This window comes from Klenkia sp. PcliD-1-E (assembly GCF_024124375.1).
GTDB lineage: Bacteria > Actinomycetota > Actinomycetes > Mycobacteriales > Geodermatophilaceae > Klenkia.
Genome location: NZ_JAMXRZ010000092.1, coordinates 1 through 16,990, shown reverse-complemented (window position 1 = coordinate 16,990; position 16,990 = coordinate 1). Strand labels below are relative to the sequence as shown.

At 76.2% G+C, this 16,990-nt stretch carries 18 protein-coding genes, 2 pseudogenes and 1 riboswitch; of the genes and pseudogenes, 10 read left to right on the top strand and 10 right to left on the bottom strand.

All coding sequences use genetic code 11. From position 1 onward, the window contains the following. A partial coding sequence (locus NH342_RS16760; protein ID WP_253016398.1) for a DUF6297 family protein occupies window positions 1–840 on the top strand: 840 nt, incomplete at its 5' end. A gap of 8 nt (window positions 841–848) precedes the next feature. On the opposite strand, the gene NH342_RS16755 is transcribed toward NH342_RS16760, so the two are convergent. The 3 genes from NH342_RS16755 to NH342_RS16745 all read right to left on the bottom strand — a co-directional run bounded on the left by NH342_RS16755 (window position 849) and on the right by NH342_RS16745 (window position 3,692). Continuing rightward, window positions 849–1,610, bottom strand: coding sequence for an energy-coupling factor transporter transmembrane protein EcfT (locus NH342_RS16755; protein ID WP_253016396.1), 762 nt, complete (start codon window positions 1,608–1,610; stop codon window positions 849–851). Then, entirely contained in the window at window positions 1,607–3,043 is a 1,437-nt protein-coding gene (locus tag NH342_RS16750) for an ABC transporter ATP-binding protein (RefSeq protein WP_253016394.1), read from the bottom strand. The genes NH342_RS16755 and NH342_RS16750 overlap by 4 nt, the downstream gene beginning before the upstream one ends. Window positions 3,044–3,110: 67 nt before the next feature. After that, on the bottom strand, window positions 3,111–3,692 hold the full coding sequence (locus NH342_RS16745; RefSeq protein WP_253016392.1) for an ECF transporter S component: 582 nt from the start codon (window positions 3,690–3,692) through the stop codon (window positions 3,111–3,113). After that, window positions 3,690–3,792: riboswitch (TPP riboswitch) on the bottom strand. Its footprint overlaps the gene before it by 3 nt. Before the next feature lie 140 nt (window positions 3,793–3,932). Between NH342_RS16745 and fabG the strand changes: the two genes are divergently transcribed. After that, window positions 3,933–4,691, top strand: coding sequence for a 3-oxoacyl-ACP reductase FabG (fabG, locus tag NH342_RS16740; RefSeq protein ID WP_253016390.1), 759 nt, complete (start codon window positions 3,933–3,935; stop codon window positions 4,689–4,691). Window positions 4,692–4,814: 123 nt separating this feature from the next. Next, a complete protein-coding gene (locus NH342_RS16735; protein WP_253016388.1) occupies window positions 4,815–5,540 on the top strand; it encodes a methyltransferase in 726 nt (241 codons plus the stop codon). Here NH342_RS16735 and NH342_RS16730 read toward each other — a convergent pair. Both NH342_RS16730 and NH342_RS16725 read right to left on the bottom strand, forming a co-directional pair. Then, entirely contained in the window at window positions 5,508–6,131 is a 624-nt protein-coding gene (locus NH342_RS16730; RefSeq protein ID WP_253016386.1) for an N-acetyltransferase, read from the bottom strand. The two genes, NH342_RS16735 and NH342_RS16730, sit on opposite strands and share 33 nt — an antisense overlap. After that, entirely contained in the window at window positions 6,128–6,631 is a 504-nt protein-coding gene (locus NH342_RS16725) for a PaaI family thioesterase (RefSeq protein ID WP_253016384.1), read from the bottom strand. The genes NH342_RS16730 and NH342_RS16725 overlap by 4 nt, the downstream gene beginning before the upstream one ends. A gap of 19 nt (window positions 6,632–6,650) precedes the next feature. Between NH342_RS16725 and NH342_RS16720 the strand changes: the two genes are divergently transcribed. From NH342_RS16720 to NH342_RS16710, 3 genes are read left to right on the top strand one after another with little or no spacing between them, the layout of a single operon-like run. Continuing rightward, a complete protein-coding gene (locus NH342_RS16720; RefSeq protein ID WP_253016382.1) occupies window positions 6,651–7,163 on the top strand; it encodes a GNAT family N-acetyltransferase in 513 nt (170 codons plus the stop codon). Between the two features lie 24 nt (window positions 7,164–7,187). Continuing rightward, the gene (locus NH342_RS16715; RefSeq protein WP_253016380.1) at window positions 7,188–7,832 is read left to right on the top strand and encodes a GntR family transcriptional regulator; all 645 of its coding nucleotides are present in this window, start codon (window positions 7,188–7,190) and stop codon (window positions 7,830–7,832) included. Beyond that, window positions 7,829–8,851, top strand: a complete 1,023-nt coding sequence (locus NH342_RS16710; RefSeq protein ID WP_253016378.1) for a 1-aminocyclopropane-1-carboxylate deaminase — start codon at window positions 7,829–7,831, stop codon at window positions 8,849–8,851. The genes NH342_RS16715 and NH342_RS16710 overlap by 4 nt, the downstream gene beginning before the upstream one ends. A gap of 69 nt (window positions 8,852–8,920) precedes the next feature. Here the strand turns inward: NH342_RS16710 and NH342_RS16705 are convergent, their stop codons facing one another. The 3 genes and pseudogenes from NH342_RS16705 to NH342_RS16695 form a co-directional block, all read right to left on the bottom strand. Then, on the bottom strand, window positions 8,921–9,847 hold the full coding sequence (locus tag NH342_RS16705) for a hypothetical protein (protein ID WP_253016376.1): 927 nt from the start codon (window positions 9,845–9,847) through the stop codon (window positions 8,921–8,923). Window positions 9,848–10,001: 154 nt separating this feature from the next. Continuing rightward, a complete protein-coding gene (locus NH342_RS16700; protein ID WP_253016374.1) occupies window positions 10,002–10,463 on the bottom strand; it encodes a glucose PTS transporter subunit IIA in 462 nt (153 codons plus the stop codon). After that, window positions 10,460–10,735 (bottom strand): annotated as a pseudogene (locus NH342_RS16695) (glucose PTS transporter subunit EIIB); the annotation flags it as partial. The gene NH342_RS16700 and the pseudogene NH342_RS16695, both read right to left, overlap by 4 nt. An 80-nt stretch (window positions 10,736–10,815) precedes the next feature. Between NH342_RS16695 and NH342_RS16690 the strand changes: the two are divergent. Genes NH342_RS16690 through NH342_RS23670 form a run of 4 tightly spaced genes read left to right on the top strand, consistent with a single transcriptional unit; the run spans window position 10,816 to window position 14,781 of the window. Continuing rightward, complete coding sequence (locus NH342_RS16690) at window positions 10,816–12,111, top strand: PTS transporter subunit EIIC (protein WP_253016370.1); 1,296 nt, start codon at window positions 10,816–10,818, stop codon at window positions 12,109–12,111. A 2-nt stretch (window positions 12,112–12,113) separates the two neighbouring features. Further along, on the top strand, window positions 12,114–13,250 hold the full coding sequence (locus NH342_RS16685; protein WP_253016368.1) for an N-acetylglucosamine-6-phosphate deacetylase: 1,137 nt from the start codon (window positions 12,114–12,116) through the stop codon (window positions 13,248–13,250). A 3-nt stretch (window positions 13,251–13,253) separates the two neighbouring features. Continuing rightward, window positions 13,254–14,039, top strand: a complete 786-nt coding sequence (locus NH342_RS16680; protein WP_253016366.1) for a glucosamine-6-phosphate deaminase — start codon at window positions 13,254–13,256, stop codon at window positions 14,037–14,039. A 13-nt stretch (window positions 14,040–14,052) separates the two neighbouring features. Then, window positions 14,053–14,781, top strand: coding sequence for a GntR family transcriptional regulator (locus tag NH342_RS23670; RefSeq protein ID WP_308200684.1), 729 nt, complete (start codon window positions 14,053–14,055; stop codon window positions 14,779–14,781). 55 nt (window positions 14,782–14,836) lie between these two features. Here NH342_RS23670 and NH342_RS16665 read toward each other — a convergent pair whose 3' ends face one another. Continuing rightward, on the bottom strand, window positions 14,837–16,114 hold the full coding sequence (locus NH342_RS16665; protein WP_253016364.1) for a hypothetical protein: 1,278 nt from the start codon (window positions 16,112–16,114) through the stop codon (window positions 14,837–14,839). A 102-nt stretch (window positions 16,115–16,216) separates the two neighbouring features. Next, window positions 16,217–16,990, bottom strand: a pseudogene (locus NH342_RS16660) (hypothetical protein); the annotation flags it as partial.

The window sequence follows — 16,990 nt, the reverse complement described above, 5'->3', positions numbered from 1 at the left end:
CCCCTCCTGCTGGCCGCAGCGGCGCTGCTGGCCGCCGACCGGGTCAGCGGCGCGGTGCCGGCCGGTGCGCTGCGCGAACGGGGGACGGCGGTGCTGGTGGCCTCGGTGTCGGCGCTGTCCCTGGACACCCGCGAGCTCGGCCGGGCGCTGGGCACCCCGGTGCACCCCCCGCGCCGGGCCCGCCGCTGGACCCGGGTCACCACCCCCTGGCACGCGGTCGTGGCCGGGGACCTCGCGGTGACCACCCGCTCGCCCTGGCGGTGGGGCCAGCTGGCCATCGGTGCCGCGCTGCCGGTGCTCGCCGCCCGCACCGACGGGCTGGGCGGGGTGCCCGCGCTGGTCGCCGTCGCCGTGGTCATCGGCTGGTCGCTGGCCACCGTCGCGCTCGGGGAGCCCTCCCGGCAGGCGCACGGCGCACCCGCCGCCGACCGGCTGCTGTCGCTGGGCGCCCGCGACGTCGTCCGGGCCCGGGCGCTGGTGCCGCTGGCCGGGCTGGTCGTGGTGTGCGCGGTGTCGGCCGGGCTGGTCGGCCTGGGCTGGGAGTGGGCGGCCCTCGGCGCGGCCACCGCGCCGGCGTGGGCGGGCGCGGCGGTGCGCGGCGGCTACCGGCCCGAGCTGGACTGGTCGGGCCCGGTGCTGTCCTCGCCGATGGGTGCGGTGCCCACCAGCGTGACCGTGACCCTGGTGCGCGGGCTGGACCTGGGCATCCTCGGCTCGGTGCCGCTGGTCATCGGCCTGCTGCTGGGCTCGGTGCCGCCGCTGCTGCTCGGCGTCGCGCTGGGCTGGTCGCTGCTGCTGGGCCTGGTCGCGGTGGAGACCGCGCAGAAGCGCAAGCCCTGACCGCCGGTTCAGCCGCCCACGAACAGCGGCGCCCAGGTGCCGGCCAGCACGCTGGTCGTCACGGCCACCGCGGCGACGAGGCCGGCGCCGGCCACGAAGAGGTGGTCGCGGGCGTGCAGCACCGAGCCGCGGGCGTTGGTGCGGCGGATGACGGAGTCGAAGCCGCGGGCATCCATCGCGGTGGCCAGCCGGCCGGCCCGCCGCACCGCCCCGACCAGCAGGGTGAACGCGATGCCGGCGACCAGCCGGACCCGGGCGACCGGGTTGCGGCCGGCCTCCACGCCGCGGGTGCGCCGGGCCAGCTGCACGGTCTCGAACTCCGCGACCAGCAGCGGCACCAGGCGCAGCGCCGCCAGCGAGCCCACCGCCACCCGGGGCGGGAAGCGCCAGTGCACGGTCAGCGCGTCGGCCAGCCGGACCGGGTCGGTGGAGGCGACCAGCAGCACCCCGGGCAGGGCCAGCCCGACCACCCGCAGCGCGATGCCCAGGGCACCCAGCAGCCCGGCGTCCCCGAGGACGACGTTGACCACCGCCAGGGTGCCGGCGCCCAGGACGAGCGGCCAGGTGCGCAGCAGCAGGGTGCGCGGGTCGGTGAGCCCGGCAGCGGGCAGCAGGCAGAGCTCCGCGGCGACCACGACGGCGGGTGTGACGGCGTCCAGGGTGGCCAGCAGGGCCAGGCTGACCGCGACGGCGGCCAGGATCTGGGCGCACGGGTTGATCCGGGACAGCGGGACGTCGGGGGCGGGGCCCAGCGACAGCGAGGCGGTCACAGCGCCACCTCGGCGTCGGCGAGCACGTCGACCAGGTCGCGGTCGTGGGTCACCGTGGCCACCGCGCACCCGGCCGCGCGCTGCTCGGCCAGCAGGGTGACCAGCTCCCGCCAGGTGGCGGCGTCCTGGCCGAAGGTGGGCTCGTCGAGGACCAGCACCGCCGGCGCGGTGGCCAGCGCGGTCGCCACCGACAGCCGCCGCTGCTGGCCGCCGGAGAGGGTGAAGGGGTTGGCGTCGGCGAACGGGGCCAGGCCCAGGCGCTCCAGCAGCTCCTCGGCACGGGCCCGCGCGGCGGCTGACCCGCTGCCGCTGCGCAGCGGCCCCAGCTCCAGCTCGTCGCGCAGCCGGCCGGTGAGGAACTGGTGCTCGGGCTGCTGGAACACCGTGCCGATCCGGGTCACCAGGTCCCCGGCCCGCCAGCGGTGCGGACGACGTTCCCCGCGGACGGCGAGCTCGCCCGCGGCCAGCACGGCGCCGGTGGTGGGCGCGCGCAGGCCGGCCAGCAGCAGCGCCAGCGTCGACTTGCCCGCCCCGTTGGGCCCGGTCACCGCGGTCACCGTGCCGGCGTCCAGCGCCAGCGTGGTGGGGTGCAGCGCCGGCGTCGTCGTCCCCCGGTAGGCGAACCCGGCCCCCTCGGCGACGAGCCGCTCCGCCGGACGGTGATCAGGGGACCTGATCGGTGCACGTCCATCCACACGGACGTCGGTGTGGGCGGCCGCACGGTGATCAGGCCCCCTGATCACTGTCCGGGGCACCCCGGGCAGCGCCAGGCCGGCCGCGCGGGGCACCGGGGCCCAGCCGGGCGGGTGCTCGACCAGGCCGCCCTCGCGCACCTCGACCACCCGGTCGACCAGCGGCAGCCAGGGTCCGGCGTCGTGGTCCACCACCAGCAGCGTCGTTCCACGTGCAACCACGGCACGGCCGACGGCCTCCCGGACGACGGCGGCGCCGGCCGGGTCCAGCTGCGCGGTCGGCTCGTCGAGCAGCAGCAGCCCGGGGCGGCGGGCCAGCGCACCGGCCAGCACCAGCCGCTGCTTCTCCCCGCCGGACAGCGCCTGGGTGGGCCGGTCGCGCCCGTACCGCCAGCCCACCGCGGCCAGCGCGTCGTCCACCCGCGGCCAGATGACGTCGGCGGGCAGCCCGGCGTTCTCCAGGCCGAACGCGACGTCGTCGCCGGCGCGGGTCATCACCAGCTGGGCGTCGGGGTCCTGCAGGAGCAGGCCCAGCCGGTCCCGGGCCTGCGGGGGCGGGCGGCCGTCGACGGCGAGCTCGCCGGTGACCTCGGCCGCCTCGGGGTCCAGCAGACCGGCCAGCGCGGCGAACAGCGTGGACTTGCCGGCCCCCGAGGCGCCGGTGACCAGCACCCGCTCACCGGGGGCGACGTCCAGGTCGATCCCGGTCAGCGCCCAGGCCGCCCGGCCGGCGTGCCGCACCGCCAGCCCGCGGGCCCGGACGGCGGCCGGCCGGGCGGTACCCCGCCCCTCGACCGCGACCGGCTGCTCAGACGCGGCTGCGCCCCGAGGCGAACGAGCTCAGCGCGCCGGTGCGGGCCAGCGCCCGGACCAGCAGCAGGCCGAGCACCCCGGCGATCACCACGCTGCTCACCACGGTGAGCACCGTGTAGGGCACCTTGACCCCCCAGGTCGAGACCGAGGGGTAGTAGAGCGTGAGGTCCAGCACCGATGTCGACAGCCCGGCGGTGACGGCGGCCAGCACCGCGGTGCCCCACCCGAAGCGGCGGTAGCGGGTGAGCGCGAAGCCCAGCTCGCCGCCCAGGCCCTGCACCAGGCCGTAGACCACGATGATGCCGCCGTAGGGCGAGGCCAGCAGGCTCACCGCCGCGGCCAGCGTCGAGGCGAAGGTGGCCGCGCCGGGCTTGCGCACCAGCAGCCCGGCGACCAGGCCCGGCATGAGGTAGACGCCGTTCATGATCCCGGACACCGGCGGGACCAGGGCGATCGCGGAGTTCACCAGGTTCCACAGGATGAACACCACGCCGAAGGCGACGCCGAGGACGGCGGTGGTGACGATGTCCACGGTGCGCCACTTCACGGTGGTGACGGGACGGTCCTGCACGGACATGTGCTGCTCCAGACTCCCTACGCCGGCATGACCCGGTTCAGGTTCGAGGGTCTGCGGTTGCCCGCACTCTCAGCGCCGAGGCGCTCCCCTGTCGGTGTGTTCGGTTGTGGCGGGGAGACTACCCCCGACCCGCGGGCCGTGCGGTCACCTGGTAGGACGGTCGGCGGACCTACCGGCCGGTAGCGCGCCCGGCCGCCCGGTCGGCGGCGCCCCGGCTCCCCGATGCAGGAGGAGACAGCAATGGCGCAGGCTCAGCGGACGGCCATCGTGACGGGCGCGGCCCGCGGGATCGGGGCGGCGATCGCCACCCGGCTCGCCGCCGACGGCATGTCCGTCGCCGTCCTGGACCTCGACGAGGCCGCGTGCGCCGGCACCGTCGACGCGATCAAGGCCGCCGGCGGCGACGCGCTCGCCGTGGGCGCGGACGTGTCCGACGAGCAGTCGGTGGCCGCCGCCGTCGACCGCGTCGCCGAGGCCCTCGGCGGGCCGACGGTGCTGGTGAACAACGCCGGCATCACCCGCGACAACCTGCTGTTCAAGATGAGCACCGCCGACTGGGACGCCGTCATGGGCGTGCACCTGCGCGGGGCGTTCCTGATGAGCCGGGCGGCGCAGAAGCACATGGTCGAGGCCGAGTTCGGCCGGATCGTGAACCTGTCCTCGGTGTCGGCGCTGGGCAACCGCGGCCAGGTCAACTACTCCGCGGCCAAGGCCGGCATGCAGGGGTTCACCAAGACCCTGGCCATCGAGCTCGGCCGCTACAACGTCACCGCCAACGCCATCGCCCCCGGGTTCATCGAGACCGAGATGACCGCCGCGACGGCCGAGCGCGTGGGCATGCCGTTCGAGGACTTCAAGGCGGCCGCCGCCAAGCAGATCCCGGTCGCCCGGGTGGGCCAGCCCGAGGACATCGCGCACACCGTGTCCTTCCTGGCCAGCGAGGGCGCCGGGTTCGTCTCCGGCCAGGTCATCTACGTCGCCGGCGGCCCCCGGGACTGACCGCGCCGGGCGGCCCGCTGACCTGGGGATGGTTGGCGGGCCGCCGCAGCGGGGAGGAGACCGCGGTCCCACGAGGCTGGAGACCACGGCCGGCACGACCCCGCCAGACGCTGGAGTCCCCGCATGCCGTTCGACTGCACCGCCGAGTCCGACCACTTCGCCTGCTCCCTGGGGCTGGTGCTGCGCCACTACGCCCGCGAGCTCGACTGGGCCGACGGGGGTGTCGTGGAGCTCGGCACCGGCGACGCCCGGGCCGTCGCCGAGGTCGTCGCCGGGCTGCCCGGCCTCGCCGTCCGGTCGTGGGACGTCGACGCCGCCTCCGTGGCCGCCGCCCGTGACGTCGTCGCCGCGCACGGCGTGGCCGACCGGTACGTCGTCGCGCACGGCGACTTCTTCGCCGGCAGCGCCGGCACCCCCGCCCGCACGGTGGTCACCAACCCGCCCTACCTGCCCGCCCCGGACGGCGACCTGCAGCTGCCCGGCCTGTGGGGCGGCCCGGACGGCAACGCGCTGCTGCTGCGGGTGCTGGACGGGCCGTGGGAGAACGTGGTCGCCGCCGTGGCCAGCTACGCCGACCCGGTGGGCACGCTGCAGGCAGCCGCGGACGCCGGGTTCCGGGTGGCCAGCTTCCTGGCCATGCCGTTGGAGCTCGGCCGCTACAGCCGCGAGCCGACGGTGCTGCGCCGCATCCGCGAGCTCGTCGACGCCGGCCGGGGCTGGGCCGACGAGGACTCCTACATGGTCGCCGTCGCGCTGTTCACCCGGTCGCCGCGGATCACCGGTGACCGGTCCGCCGAGCTGGCCGGCGCGCTGCAGCTACCCGTCGTCCCGGCCCTCGCCGCTGCCTGACGCCCGGGCGGGCCTGCGCACCATCGCCCAGGCCGGCAGCTCGTGGTCGACGGCCGTGCGGGTGGCGTGGGTGACCGCGAAGCCCTGCTGCTGCCCCCAGGTGACGGCCAGCCGGGTGTAGGCGGTCAGCGCGGCCGGCACGCCCTCGGCGTCGCAGCGCTCCAGCACCGGCGCGCACACCTGGGCGGCCAGGCCCGCGTGCCGGCGGTCGGCGAGCGTGCCCAGTGCGACCAGCCGCCAGTGCGGCTCCTCGGGCAGGCCCTGCTCGGCCAGCCGCTCGCTGGCCAGCACCACCGGCTGGCGGCTGCCCAGCATCCGGGGCAGGTCGCGGTCGAGCACCGCCTGCAGGTCGTCGGCCACCGGGGGAGGGGACGGCGGCGCCCACACCGCGACGCTCGCGCCGTCCTCGGTCGTCCACACCGAGTCGGTGTCCAGGCCGCGGAGGACGGCGAGCTCGCACCAGCGGTGCAGCCGCTGCGCCCGGCCGTCCTCCGGGAAGGCCCAGCCGGACCAGCGGTAGTCGGCCCAGGCGCGGGCGAGGGTGGCCGAGGTGCGGGGGACGTCGGGTCGGCCGGCGGGGCGGACGGTCACTGCACGGCGCCCGGTTGCGGCCGGATGACCAGGATCGAGCTGGTGGCGGTGGCCAGCAGCCGGTCCTCGGCGTCGGTCAGCCGGGCCTCGGCCAGCGCGGTGCGCCCGCCCAGGTGGGTGACCGTGCCGGTGCAGCGGGCGAGCCCCGTGGTGGTGGTCATCGCCCGCAGGAACTTCACCGTGAGGTCCAGGCTGGTGTAGCCGACGCCGGCCGGGAGCATCGAGTGCACCGCGCAGCCGGTCGCGGAGTCCAGGATCGTCGCGTAGACCCCGCCGTGGACCGAGCCGATCGGGTTGTAGTGGAACTCCGCCGGCTCGATCGTGAACACGACCTTCCCCGGTTCCACCGACTCCAGGCCCATGCCCAGCGTCGCCGCGATCGGAGCGCGCGGCAGCCGGCCCTCGGCCATCGCCCGCAGCACGTCGATGCCGGAGCTGGTCATCACCTGCGCCGCGGACTCCATCGGGTCGCCCCAGGTGTAGGTGCGTTCACGGCTCATGGGCGGGACCGTAGTCGGCATGGTGCGGCTGACCGTGGGGGAGCTCGTCGTCCGGCCCTGGTCGCCGACCGACCTGGACGCCGTGTGGACCGCGCTGCAGGACCCGGCGATCCGGCGGTGGAACGGCAGCGGGGCGCGGTCGCGGGACGAGGCGGCGGCGTGGCTGGCCCGGCGCAGCGAGGGCGACGACCACGTCTCCCGGGCGGTGGTCGACGGCGGCGGGGTGCTGCTGGGGTCGGTCTCGCTGCACTCGATCCACGACGGCGAGGCCGAGATCGGCTACTGGGTGGTCCCGGCCGCCCGGGGGCGCCGGGTCGCGCCGCGGGTGGTCGACGCGGTGGTGCGGTGGGCGTTCGCCGAGCTGGGGCTGGAGCGGGTGCAGCTGCTGCACGACGTGGCGAACACGGCGTCGGAGCGGGTCGCCGAGCGTGCCGGGTTCGTGCTGGAGGGACGGCTGCGCAGGTCCTACCGCTACGGGGACGGCGTGCGCTGCGACGAGCTGATCTGGTCGCGGCTGCCTGATGACGCTTGACCTGACCGGCAACTGACATCTTAGATGTCAGTCGTGGAACGGGTCCTGCTCCGCGACCGCGCCGCCGCCCTGCTGCGCGAGGCGATCGTCAACGGCGAGCTGCCGCCCGGCGGTGTGGTCAAGGACGCCGAGCTGGCCGGCCGCCTCGGGCTGTCGGTCGCGCCGGTGCGGATGGCGCTGGCGCGGCTGGCCGACGAGGGCCTCGTGGAGAGCAAGCCGCAGAGCCACACCCGGGTCACCGCCGTAGTCCCCTCGGTGGTGCACGACGCCGCGGTCGTCGTCCGGGCCATGCACGAGCTCGCCGTGCGCACCGCCGTCCCCCTGGTCACCGACGACGACGTCGCGGCGATGCGCCGCGCCAACGCCCGCTTCGCCGCCGCCGTCGCCGCCGGGGACGTCGACACCGCGCTGACCCGCGACGACGAGCTGCACGACGTGCTGGTCGACCGGGCCGGCAACGGCGCCGTGCGGGCCACCGTCGACCGGTTCACCCCGCTGGTCCGCCGGCTGGAGCGGCTGCGGTTCGCCGCCGCGCACGGCGCGGACCCCGTCGAGCTGCACGAGCAGCTGATCACCGCCTGCGCGTCCCGGGACGTCGATGCCGCCGTCGCCACCACCACTGCCATCTGGACCGCCCTGCTGGCCGAGCTGACCGAGGAGAACCCATGACCACGCTGGCCGACTTCCCCCGTACCCCGCTGCTGTTCGGGCCCTCGCCGGTGCACCGCCTGGACCGGCTCACCGAGCACCTCGGCGGCGCCGCGGTCTGGGCCAAGCGCGAGGACTGCAACTCCGGCATCGCCTATGGCGGCAACAAGACCCGCAAGCTGGAGTACCTGGTCGCCGACGCCCTCGCGCAGGGCTGCGACACGCTGGTCTCCATCGGCGGCGTGCAGAGCAACCACACCCGCCAGGTCGCCGCCGTCGCCGCGCACCTCGGGTTGGAGTGCGTGCTCGTGCAGGAGAGCTGGGTCGAGTGGCCCGACGCGGTCTACGACAAGGTCGGCAACATCCTCATCAGCCGGCTGGCCGGGGCCGACGTCCGGCTGGTTAAGGCCGGGTTCGGCATCGGGTTCAAGGAGTCGTGGGAGTCGGCGCTGGCCGAGATCGAGGCCCGCGGCGGCAAGCCCTACGCGATCCCCGCCGGGGCCAGCGACCACCCGCTGGGCGGGCACGGCTTCGCCGGCTGGGCCTACGAGGTGGCGCAGCAGGAGGCCGAGCTCGGCGTCTTCTTCGACACCGTCGTGGTCTGCTCGGTGACCGGGTCGACCCAGGCCGGCATGGTCGCCGGGTTCGCCAAGCTCGAGGAGGACGGCGGGCGCCCGCGCCGGGTGCTGGGCGTCGACGCCTCGGCCAAGCCCGCCGAGACCCGCGACCAGGTGCTGCGCATCGCCCAGCGCACCGCCTCGGCGATCGGCCTGCAGCGGTCGCTGACCCGGGACGACGTCGAGCTCGACGAGCGCTTCCACGCCGGCACCTACGGCATCCCGGACGACGTCACCCTGCGCGCCATGGAGACCGCGGCCCGCACCGAGGGCATGGTCACCGACCCGGTCTACGAGGGGAAGTCGATGGCCGCGACCATCGAGCTGGTGCGCACCGGCGAGATCGCCCGCGACGCGACGGTCCTCTACGCCCACCTCGGCGGCCAGCCCGCCCTCAACGGCTACAGCGCCCTCTTCTCGTAGCCCGCCGGTCGGGCATGGTGCACGCAGTGGGCATTCCGGCAGCGGAATGCCGATCTGGTGCACCATGCCTCAGGCGCAGCGGGCGAAGAAGGCGGCGGCGATGTCCCGCCGGCAGGCCTCCGGGTCGTCGTGGCCCCGGCGGTGGCTGATCCGCAGGGTCACCCAGCCCCGCGCGACGACGGCGGCGTCCCGGCGCACGTCCCACTCGTGCTGCTCCGGCTGGCGGTGGTAACGGGCCCCGTCGAGCTCGACGCCGAGCCGGGCCGCCTCCCAGCCGCCGTCGAAGTGCACCGTGCCGACGGCGGTGTCCAGCGCCAGCTGCTGCTGGACGGGCGGCAGCCCCGGGACGTCGAGCAGGTGTGCCAGGCCCCAGATCTCGAACTCGCTCTGGCAGCCGCCCTCGACCAGGTCGAGCAGCTCCACCAGGGCGGCCCGGCCGGGCAGGTTGGGGTGCCGCCGCAGCTCGCGGCGGATCTCCCGCACCCGGCAGACCCGCCGGCGGACGGCCCCGATGACCGCGGCTCGCGCGACCTCCACCGCCGTGGGGGAACCCGTGGTGGCGTGCGCCCACCCCCACGCGTCGACCAGGGCCCGCGGCGGCATCGTGACGGGACGGTCCGCCCGGATGCCGTACTCCGGCACGGGTGCGCGGTGGACCCGCAACCAGGGCGGGGCCCCGGTCGGTGCGCGGCGGGCGTGGTCGACGGCGAGGTCGACCACCGGGCCCGGGTCGGGCAGCACGTCCCACAGCGCCAGCGCGCCGGGGCCGGTGAGCCAGCCGCGGCCGCCGTCCCGGTGCGCCCAGTGGGTGGCGACGTCGGCGCGCCCCGGCCAGTTCTGCACCGCGTCGGGCAGCGCCAGGACCCCCGGGGCGGGACGGAGCAGCCGGCCCTGCCGCACCCACCGGCCGACGCTCCCGGCGTCGACGAGCCCGGTGAGCTCGGCGGCCGCACGGACCCCGGAGGGGCCGAGCAGGTGGTGGAGGTCGATCGTCACGCAGCGACGATCGCGTCCCCGGGCCCCGCAGGAACGCCGTCCGAGGAATCTGTGGACGGCGACGCCCCTGTGGATCGCCAGGCATGGTGCACCTGGTGGGCATTCCACGAGCGGAATGCCCAGCCAACGCACCATGCCTGCGGGCGGCCGAGCCTCAGGTGCCCCAGGTGAAGAGGGTGTCGCCGGCGTGCACCTGGGTCCCGGCGGCCACCTCGGGCATCGTGTCGGCGGCGGCGTCCATGACCACCACCGGGCTCACCGGCGACAGGCCGGCCGCCCGCACCGCGGCGACGTCCACCGTCACCACCCGGTCGCCGGCGGCCACCTCGTCGCCCTCGGCCACGTGCAGGGTGAAGGGGGCGCCGTCCAGCTTCACGGTGTCCAGGCCGACGTGCACCAGCACGCCGCGGCCCTCGGGGGTGAGCACGATGAAGGCGTGCGGGTGCACCTTGAGCAGCCGTCCCGACACCGGCGCCACGACGTCGACCGCCCCGGCGTCCGCGGCCGGCTCGACACCGACGCCGGCGCCGACCATGGAGGCGGCGAACACCGGGTCGGGGACCTGCTCGATCGCCAGCAGCGTCCCGCTGAACGGTGCCCGGACCCGCAGGCTCACAGCAGGTCGTTGACGTCGTCGGCGAGCGCGTCGGCCTCGGGGCCGACCACCACCTGCACGACCGACCCCGACACCACGACGCCGTGCGCGCCGGCGGCCTTGAGCGCGGCCTGGTCGACCAGCGAGGCGTCGCGGACCTCGGTGCGCAGCCGGGTGATGCAGCCCTCGACGTCCTCGATGTTCTGGGCGCCACCCAGTCCCGCGACGATCTGCTCGGCCTTGGTCACGACGTTCCTCCTGGTCGGTGCGGGGGTGGTTGACAGGGAGCGAACAGGTTCGCCATCCTCCCGGTCAACTGGTCATGACCGGACCGTACCGGCTGGCAGTCCCCAGCGGAACCAGGAGATGAACGATGAGCTTCCTCAACGCCCCGCCGAGCGGCGTGAAGGGCCTCGGCGGCCTGCAGCGACTCGGCCGCAGCCTCATGCTGCCCATCGCGGCGCTGCCCGCCGCGGGCCTGCTGCTGCGCCTGGGCCAGCCCGACATGCTGGGCTCCTTCGGCTGGCTGGAGGGCACCGCGTCGGTGCTCGCCGGCGCCGGCGGCGCACTGTTCGACAACCTTCCGCTGCTGTTCGCCGTCGGCATCGCCATCGGCTGGGCGAAGAAGGCCGACGGCTCCACCGCCCTGGCCGCCGTCGTCGGCTACCTGGTGCTGCAGGGCGTGTTCAGGGCGATGAGCCCGATCATGCTGGGCGCCCCGGCCGAGGGGGAGACGCAGGAGCTGATCAACTACAGCGTCCTCGGCGGCGTCGTCACCGGGCTGATCGCCGCGGTGCTCTGGCAGCGGTTCTACCGGATCAAGCTACCCACCTACCTGGCCTTCTTCGGCGGCCGGCGGTTCGTCCCGATCATCACGTCGCTGACGATGATCGTGGTCGGCGTCCTCATGTCGCTGGTCTACAGCGCGTTCAACACCGGCCTGACCAACCTCGGCGAGGCCGTGGACGCCAACGCCGTCGTCGGCGGCGGGATCTTCGGCACCGTCAACCGGCTGCTCATCCCGCTGGGCCTGCACCACATCCTCAACTCGGTGGTCTGGTTCGTCATCGGCGACTACGACGGCGCGACCGGCGACATCAACCGGTTCTTCGCCGGCGACCCGTCGGCCGGGACCTTCATGACCGGCTTCTTCCCGATCATGATGTTCGCGCTGCCCGCCGCCGCCATCGCCATCTGGCACGAGGCCAAGCCGGCCCAGCGGAAGATCGTCGGCGGCATCATGCTGTCCACCGCGCTGACCGCGTTCCTCACCGGCATCACCGAGCCGCTGGAGTTCTCCTTCCTGTTCGTCGCGTGGCCGCTGTACCTGATCCACGCGGTGCTCACCGGCACGTCGCTGGCGCTCACCAACGCCCTGGGCATCCACGACGGGTTCACCTTCTCCGCCGGGTTCTTCGACTACGCGCTGAACTTCACCCAGGCGCAGAAGCCGCTGCTGATCATCCCGATCGGCCTGGCCTACGCAGCTCTCTACTACGTGCTGTTCCGGTTCGTGATCCGCAAGTGGAACCTCAAGACCCCGGGCCGCGAGGAGGACGCCGAGGCCGTCGTCGCCAGCACCGACGACGCCGCTGCCCCCGCCGCCACCCCGGCCACCGTCTCCGCGACCTCCGCCGCGGGGACGGCCGACGACAGGCCGTCGTCCTGACCGTGCTCCGCGGCCGGCTGGTCACCGGCGGGTCGGTCGTCGACGACGGCGTGGTCGCCGCCGTCGACGACCGGGTCGGCTACGCCGGCCCGGCGGCCGGCTTCCCCGGTGACCTGCCGCCGGCCGCCCCCGACCGCCTGCTGCTGCCCGGCCTGGTCGACCTGCACTGCCACGGCGGGGCCGGCGGCGGCTTCCCGGACGACGACCTGCCCGCCGTCCGCGCCGCAGCCGGGCACCACCGCCACCACGGGACGACGACGCTGGTCGCCAGCCTGGTGTCCGCACCACCGGAGCACCTGCACCGGCGGCTGGACCTGCTGCGGCCGCTGGTCGCCGCGGGGGAGCTGGCCGGGGTGCACCTGGAGGGCCCGTTCCTCGCCGAGGCCCGGTGCGGCGCGCAGGACCCCGCCGCCCTGCTCCCCGGTGATCCGCGGCTGCTCGACGAGCTGCTGGCCGGCGGCGGCGTGGTGTCGGTGACCCTGGCGCCGGAGACCGCGCACGCCGACGAGCTGGTCGACGTCTGCCGCGCCCACGGCGTGCTGCCGAGCTTCGGGCACACCGACGCCACCGCCGCCCGGACGGCGCAGGCGCTGCGCTCGGCCGCCGTGACCGGCCGGGTGTCGGTCACCCACCTGTTCAACGGGATGCCGCCGATGCTGTCCCGCGCACCCGGGCCGGTGGCGGCCTGCCTGGCCGCCGCGGGCCGCGGCGAACTGGTCGTGGAACTCGTGGCCGACGGCGTGCACCTGGCGCCGGAGACCGTCGCCATGGTGTTCGACCTGGTCGGGCCGGCGCAGGTCGCCCTGGTCAGCGATGCCATGGCCGCCGCCGGGATGCCGGACGGCGACTACCGGCTGGGCGCGCTGCCGGTGACCGTGCGCGGCCGGGTGGCCCGGCTGACCACCGGCGGCGCCGTCGCCGGCGGCACCGCCCGGCTGGTGGACGTCGTCCGCAGCACCGTGGCCGCCGGTGTCCCGCTGGCCGACGCCGTCCGGGCCGCGACGGCGACCCCGGCCGACCTGCTCGGCCGCAGCGACGTCGGCCGGCTCGTCCCCGGCGCCCGGGCCGACGTCCTGGTCACCGATGCCGAACTCGTGCCCGTCGCGGTCCTCGCCGCGGGCCGCCCCCTGGAGGTCTGAGACGTGGAGATCGTGCTGCTGCCCACCCCGGAGGACTGCGCGCGCGTGGTCGCCGACGCCGTCGCCGGGTCGGTCGCCGCGGCGCGGGCGGACGGGCCGGTGGCCCTGGGCCTGGCCACCGGGTCCTCGCCGCTGCTGGCCTACCGGGAGCTGCTCGCCCGGCACCGGGCCGGCGAGTTCCCGACCGACGGCGTCACCGGCTACCTGCTCGACGAGTACGTGGGCCTGCCGGCGGGGCACCCGGAGTCCTACCTGCAGACCATCCGGCGGGAGATCACCGACGAGCTCGGCATCGAGGCGCACGGACCCGACGGCGCCGCGGCCGACCCGCTGCGGGCCGCGCTGGACTACGAAGAGCGGCTGCGGGCGGCCGGGCCGGTCGCCGTCCAGGTGCTCGGCATCGGCGCCAACGGGCACGTGGGGTTCAACGAGCCCGGCTCCTCGCTGGTCAGCCGGACCCGGGTCAAGACCCTCACCGAGCGGACCCGCACCGACAACGCCCGGTTCTTCGGCGGCGAGGTCGACGCGGTGCCCCGGCACGTGCTCACCCAGGGCCTGGGCACGATCCGCGACGCCCGGCACCTGGTGCTGGTCGCCACCGGGGGCGCCAAGGCCGCCGCGGTCGCCGAGGCGGTGGAGGGCCCGCTCAGCGCGTCGTGCCCGGGGTCGGTGCTGCAGCTGCACCCGCACGTCACCGTCGTCGTCGACGAGGCGGCCGGGTCCCGGCTGACCCGGGCCGCCTACTACCGGTACGTGCTGGCGCACAAGCTGCCCGCGCAGGGCTGGTGACACCATGGGCGCCGTGCCCGAGCCGCTGATCGTCGACGGGCTGGTGCCCAAGCACGAGCAGCTGCGGGCCCGGTTGACCGAGCTGGCCGCGCGGCTGCCGGCCGGGTCGCCGCTGCCGGGGGAGCGCCAGCTGTGCGTGGAGCACGGGGTCAGCCGGATCACCGTGCGGGAGGCGATCGGGCAGCTGGTCAGCGAGGGCGTGCTGGTGCGGGTGCGCGGCAAGGGCACCTTCGTCGCCGAGCGCAAGGCGCGGTCGAAGCTGCACCTGGCCTCCTTCCACGAGGACATGCGGCGGCTGGGGCTCACGCCGTCCACCGTGGTGCTCTCGGTCGACCGCGCGGTGCCGCCGCCGGCCACCCGCCGGGCGCTGGACCTACCCGCCGGCGCGCCGGCCTGGCACGTGCGCCGGGTGCGGTTGGCCGACGGGCAGCCGATGTCGATCGACGACGGCTGGTACGTGGCCGACCTGCTGCCCGACCTGGGGGACCGGGACCTGTCCGGGTCGCTGTACACGTTGCTGGCGCAGGAGTACGGCTGCCCGATCGACCGCGCCGAGCAGACCGTCCGCGCGGCCGAGGTCGACCGGGCCACCGGCGTGCACCTGGGGCTGGCGCCGGGGCGGCCGGTGCTGGTGTTCGACCGCATCTCGTGGAGCCGCGGCCGGCCCGTGGAGCACGACATCTCGACCTACCACGGCGAGCGGTACGAGGTGCAGATGACCGTGGAGCTCGGCGAGCGCTGATCCACGTGGAACACCGGCCCGGCCGTCAGTCGACGGCCGGGCCGGTGCAGCCGCGTCAGCGGGCGCGGCGGGCGGTGCGCAGCAGGCTCGCCCCGGCGGCCAGGGCCAGCAGCCCCGCCAGCAGGACGACGCCCAGGTCGCTGCCGGTGTAGGCCAGCGACCCCGCGGACGCCTGGTGGGACGACGCGCCGGTCACCACGGGGGCGAACCGGTCCGTGACCGGGTGGTCACCGGCGACGGGCTGCTCCGGGTGGTCCACCACCGGGGGCTCGGGGTCGGCGACGACCGGGGGCTCCTCGGTGGTGGGCGGGGTGGTGGTCGGACCGCAGGTCGCCGAGGCCGAGCCCAGCAGGCCGATCCCGTTCCCGCAGACGGTCACCGGGACGTCGACGTCCACCCCCGGGCCGCCCGTGCCGGGGGTGCCGGTGCCGGGCAGGGTGCAGGTGCCGGTGGCGTCGCCGAGCAGGCCGATCCCGTTGCCGCAGACCGCGACCGGGACGTCGACGTCGAGTCCGCCGCCGGTGCCGGGGGTCCCGGTCCCGCCGGTCCCCGTGCCGTCGGCCGGGGTGCAGGTGCCGGCCGCGTCGCCGAGGACGCCGATCCCGTTGCCGCAGGCGGTCACCGGGGCGTCCACGTCGATGCCCGACCCGGAGCCGGTGCCCGATCCCGTGCCGGTGCCCGACCCGGTGCCGCCGACGCCGGTCCCGGTGCCGCCGACGCCGACGCCGTTGCCGCCCACCAGGACGGGGACGTCGACGTCGACGCCGCCGGCCTGGTCGTCGGCCTGGTCGTCGGCCTGGTCGTCGGCGGCCGGCGCCGGGGTGGTGCAGGTGCCGGCCGCGTCGCCGAGGACGCCGATCCCGTTGCCGCAGGCGGTCACGGGGACGTCCACGTCGACGCCCGAGCCGTTGCCCGTGGTGGGGGCGGGAGTGGTGGTCCCGGTCGCCGACGCGTCGCCGAGGACGCCGACCGCGTTCCCGGTGACCGTCACCGGGAGGGAGACGTCGACGCCGCCGCCGTCCGTGGCGGGGGCCGGCGCCGGGGTGGGGGTGCTCGCCTGGGCGGTGCTGTCGCCCAGGATCCCGACCGCGTTCCCGCTCACCGTGATCGGCACCGAGACGCTCAGCGCGCCGGCGTCCAGGCCGAGGGTGGCGTCGGGGGTTGCGGTACCGCTGCTGCTGGCGTCGCCGAGGACCGCGACCGCGTTGCCGCTGACCGTCACCGGGACGGTGACGTCGAGGCCGTCGCCGGCCGAGGCGATCCCGCCGCCGAGGGCCACCAGGCCACCGGTCAGCAGGGCCGTCTGCAGGCCGCGCTTGATCCACACGTTCATGGCAGAGCTCCTTCTGGGGTTCCGAGTGGGGGACCGGTCCCGCACATGCGGCGGGCCGGGGAGTGCCGTGCTCGGCGCGCAGGGGCCGAGCGGGGCGTCCCGTCAGTCGGGGGAGAAGGAGGGGTCGAACGCAGGGCCGGCCAGGGCGTCCTGGGCGGCCAGGGCCGCCGCGGTGGCCGCGGCGGAGGTCGTGGGCCCGACGGCGGCGGACAGGTCGGCCGCCTGGTCGGGGGAGGTCGGTCCACCGGCGCTGCCGGTGGAGCCGGAGGTGGCCGGGGCCGGGGTCAGGGGCAGCCCGGGGAGCGGGGTGGCCGGTGCGACCGGCGGGACGTCGCCCGCGGCGACCGCAGCGGTGGCACCGCGCACGGGGGCGTCGACGGCGGGGGCCGCCGCTGCGCGCCCGGTGACCGCCGCACCGGCGGCGGTCGGGGCCCGCTCGGAGTCGACGGCACCCGGGCCGCCGGTGACCGGGGTGAGCAGCCCCGGGACGGGGACGAGGACGCCGGTGACCGGGGTGGGCACGCCGAGGACGGGGGTGAGGGCGTCGGTCACCGGGGTGAGGACGTCGGTCACCGGGGACAGCGGGTCCAGGGCAGGGGTCAGGGCACCGGTCAGCGGAGCCAGCGCCTGGAGGGCCGTGGAGACCGGCTGGAGGGCAGGCGCCAGGGTCCCGGGGACCGTCGGCAGCGAGCCGACCACGGGGGCCAGCGCTCCGGTCGCCGGGGCGAGGGCGCTGGTCAGCGGCGTGACCGCGGCCGCCACGGGCGCCACGGCGGGGGCCGCCGCGGACGCGACGGGGGCGACGACAGGGGTCACGACGGGGGTCACGACGGGGGTCACGACGTGGGTCGCGACGGGCGCCGCCGCGGCGGCGAC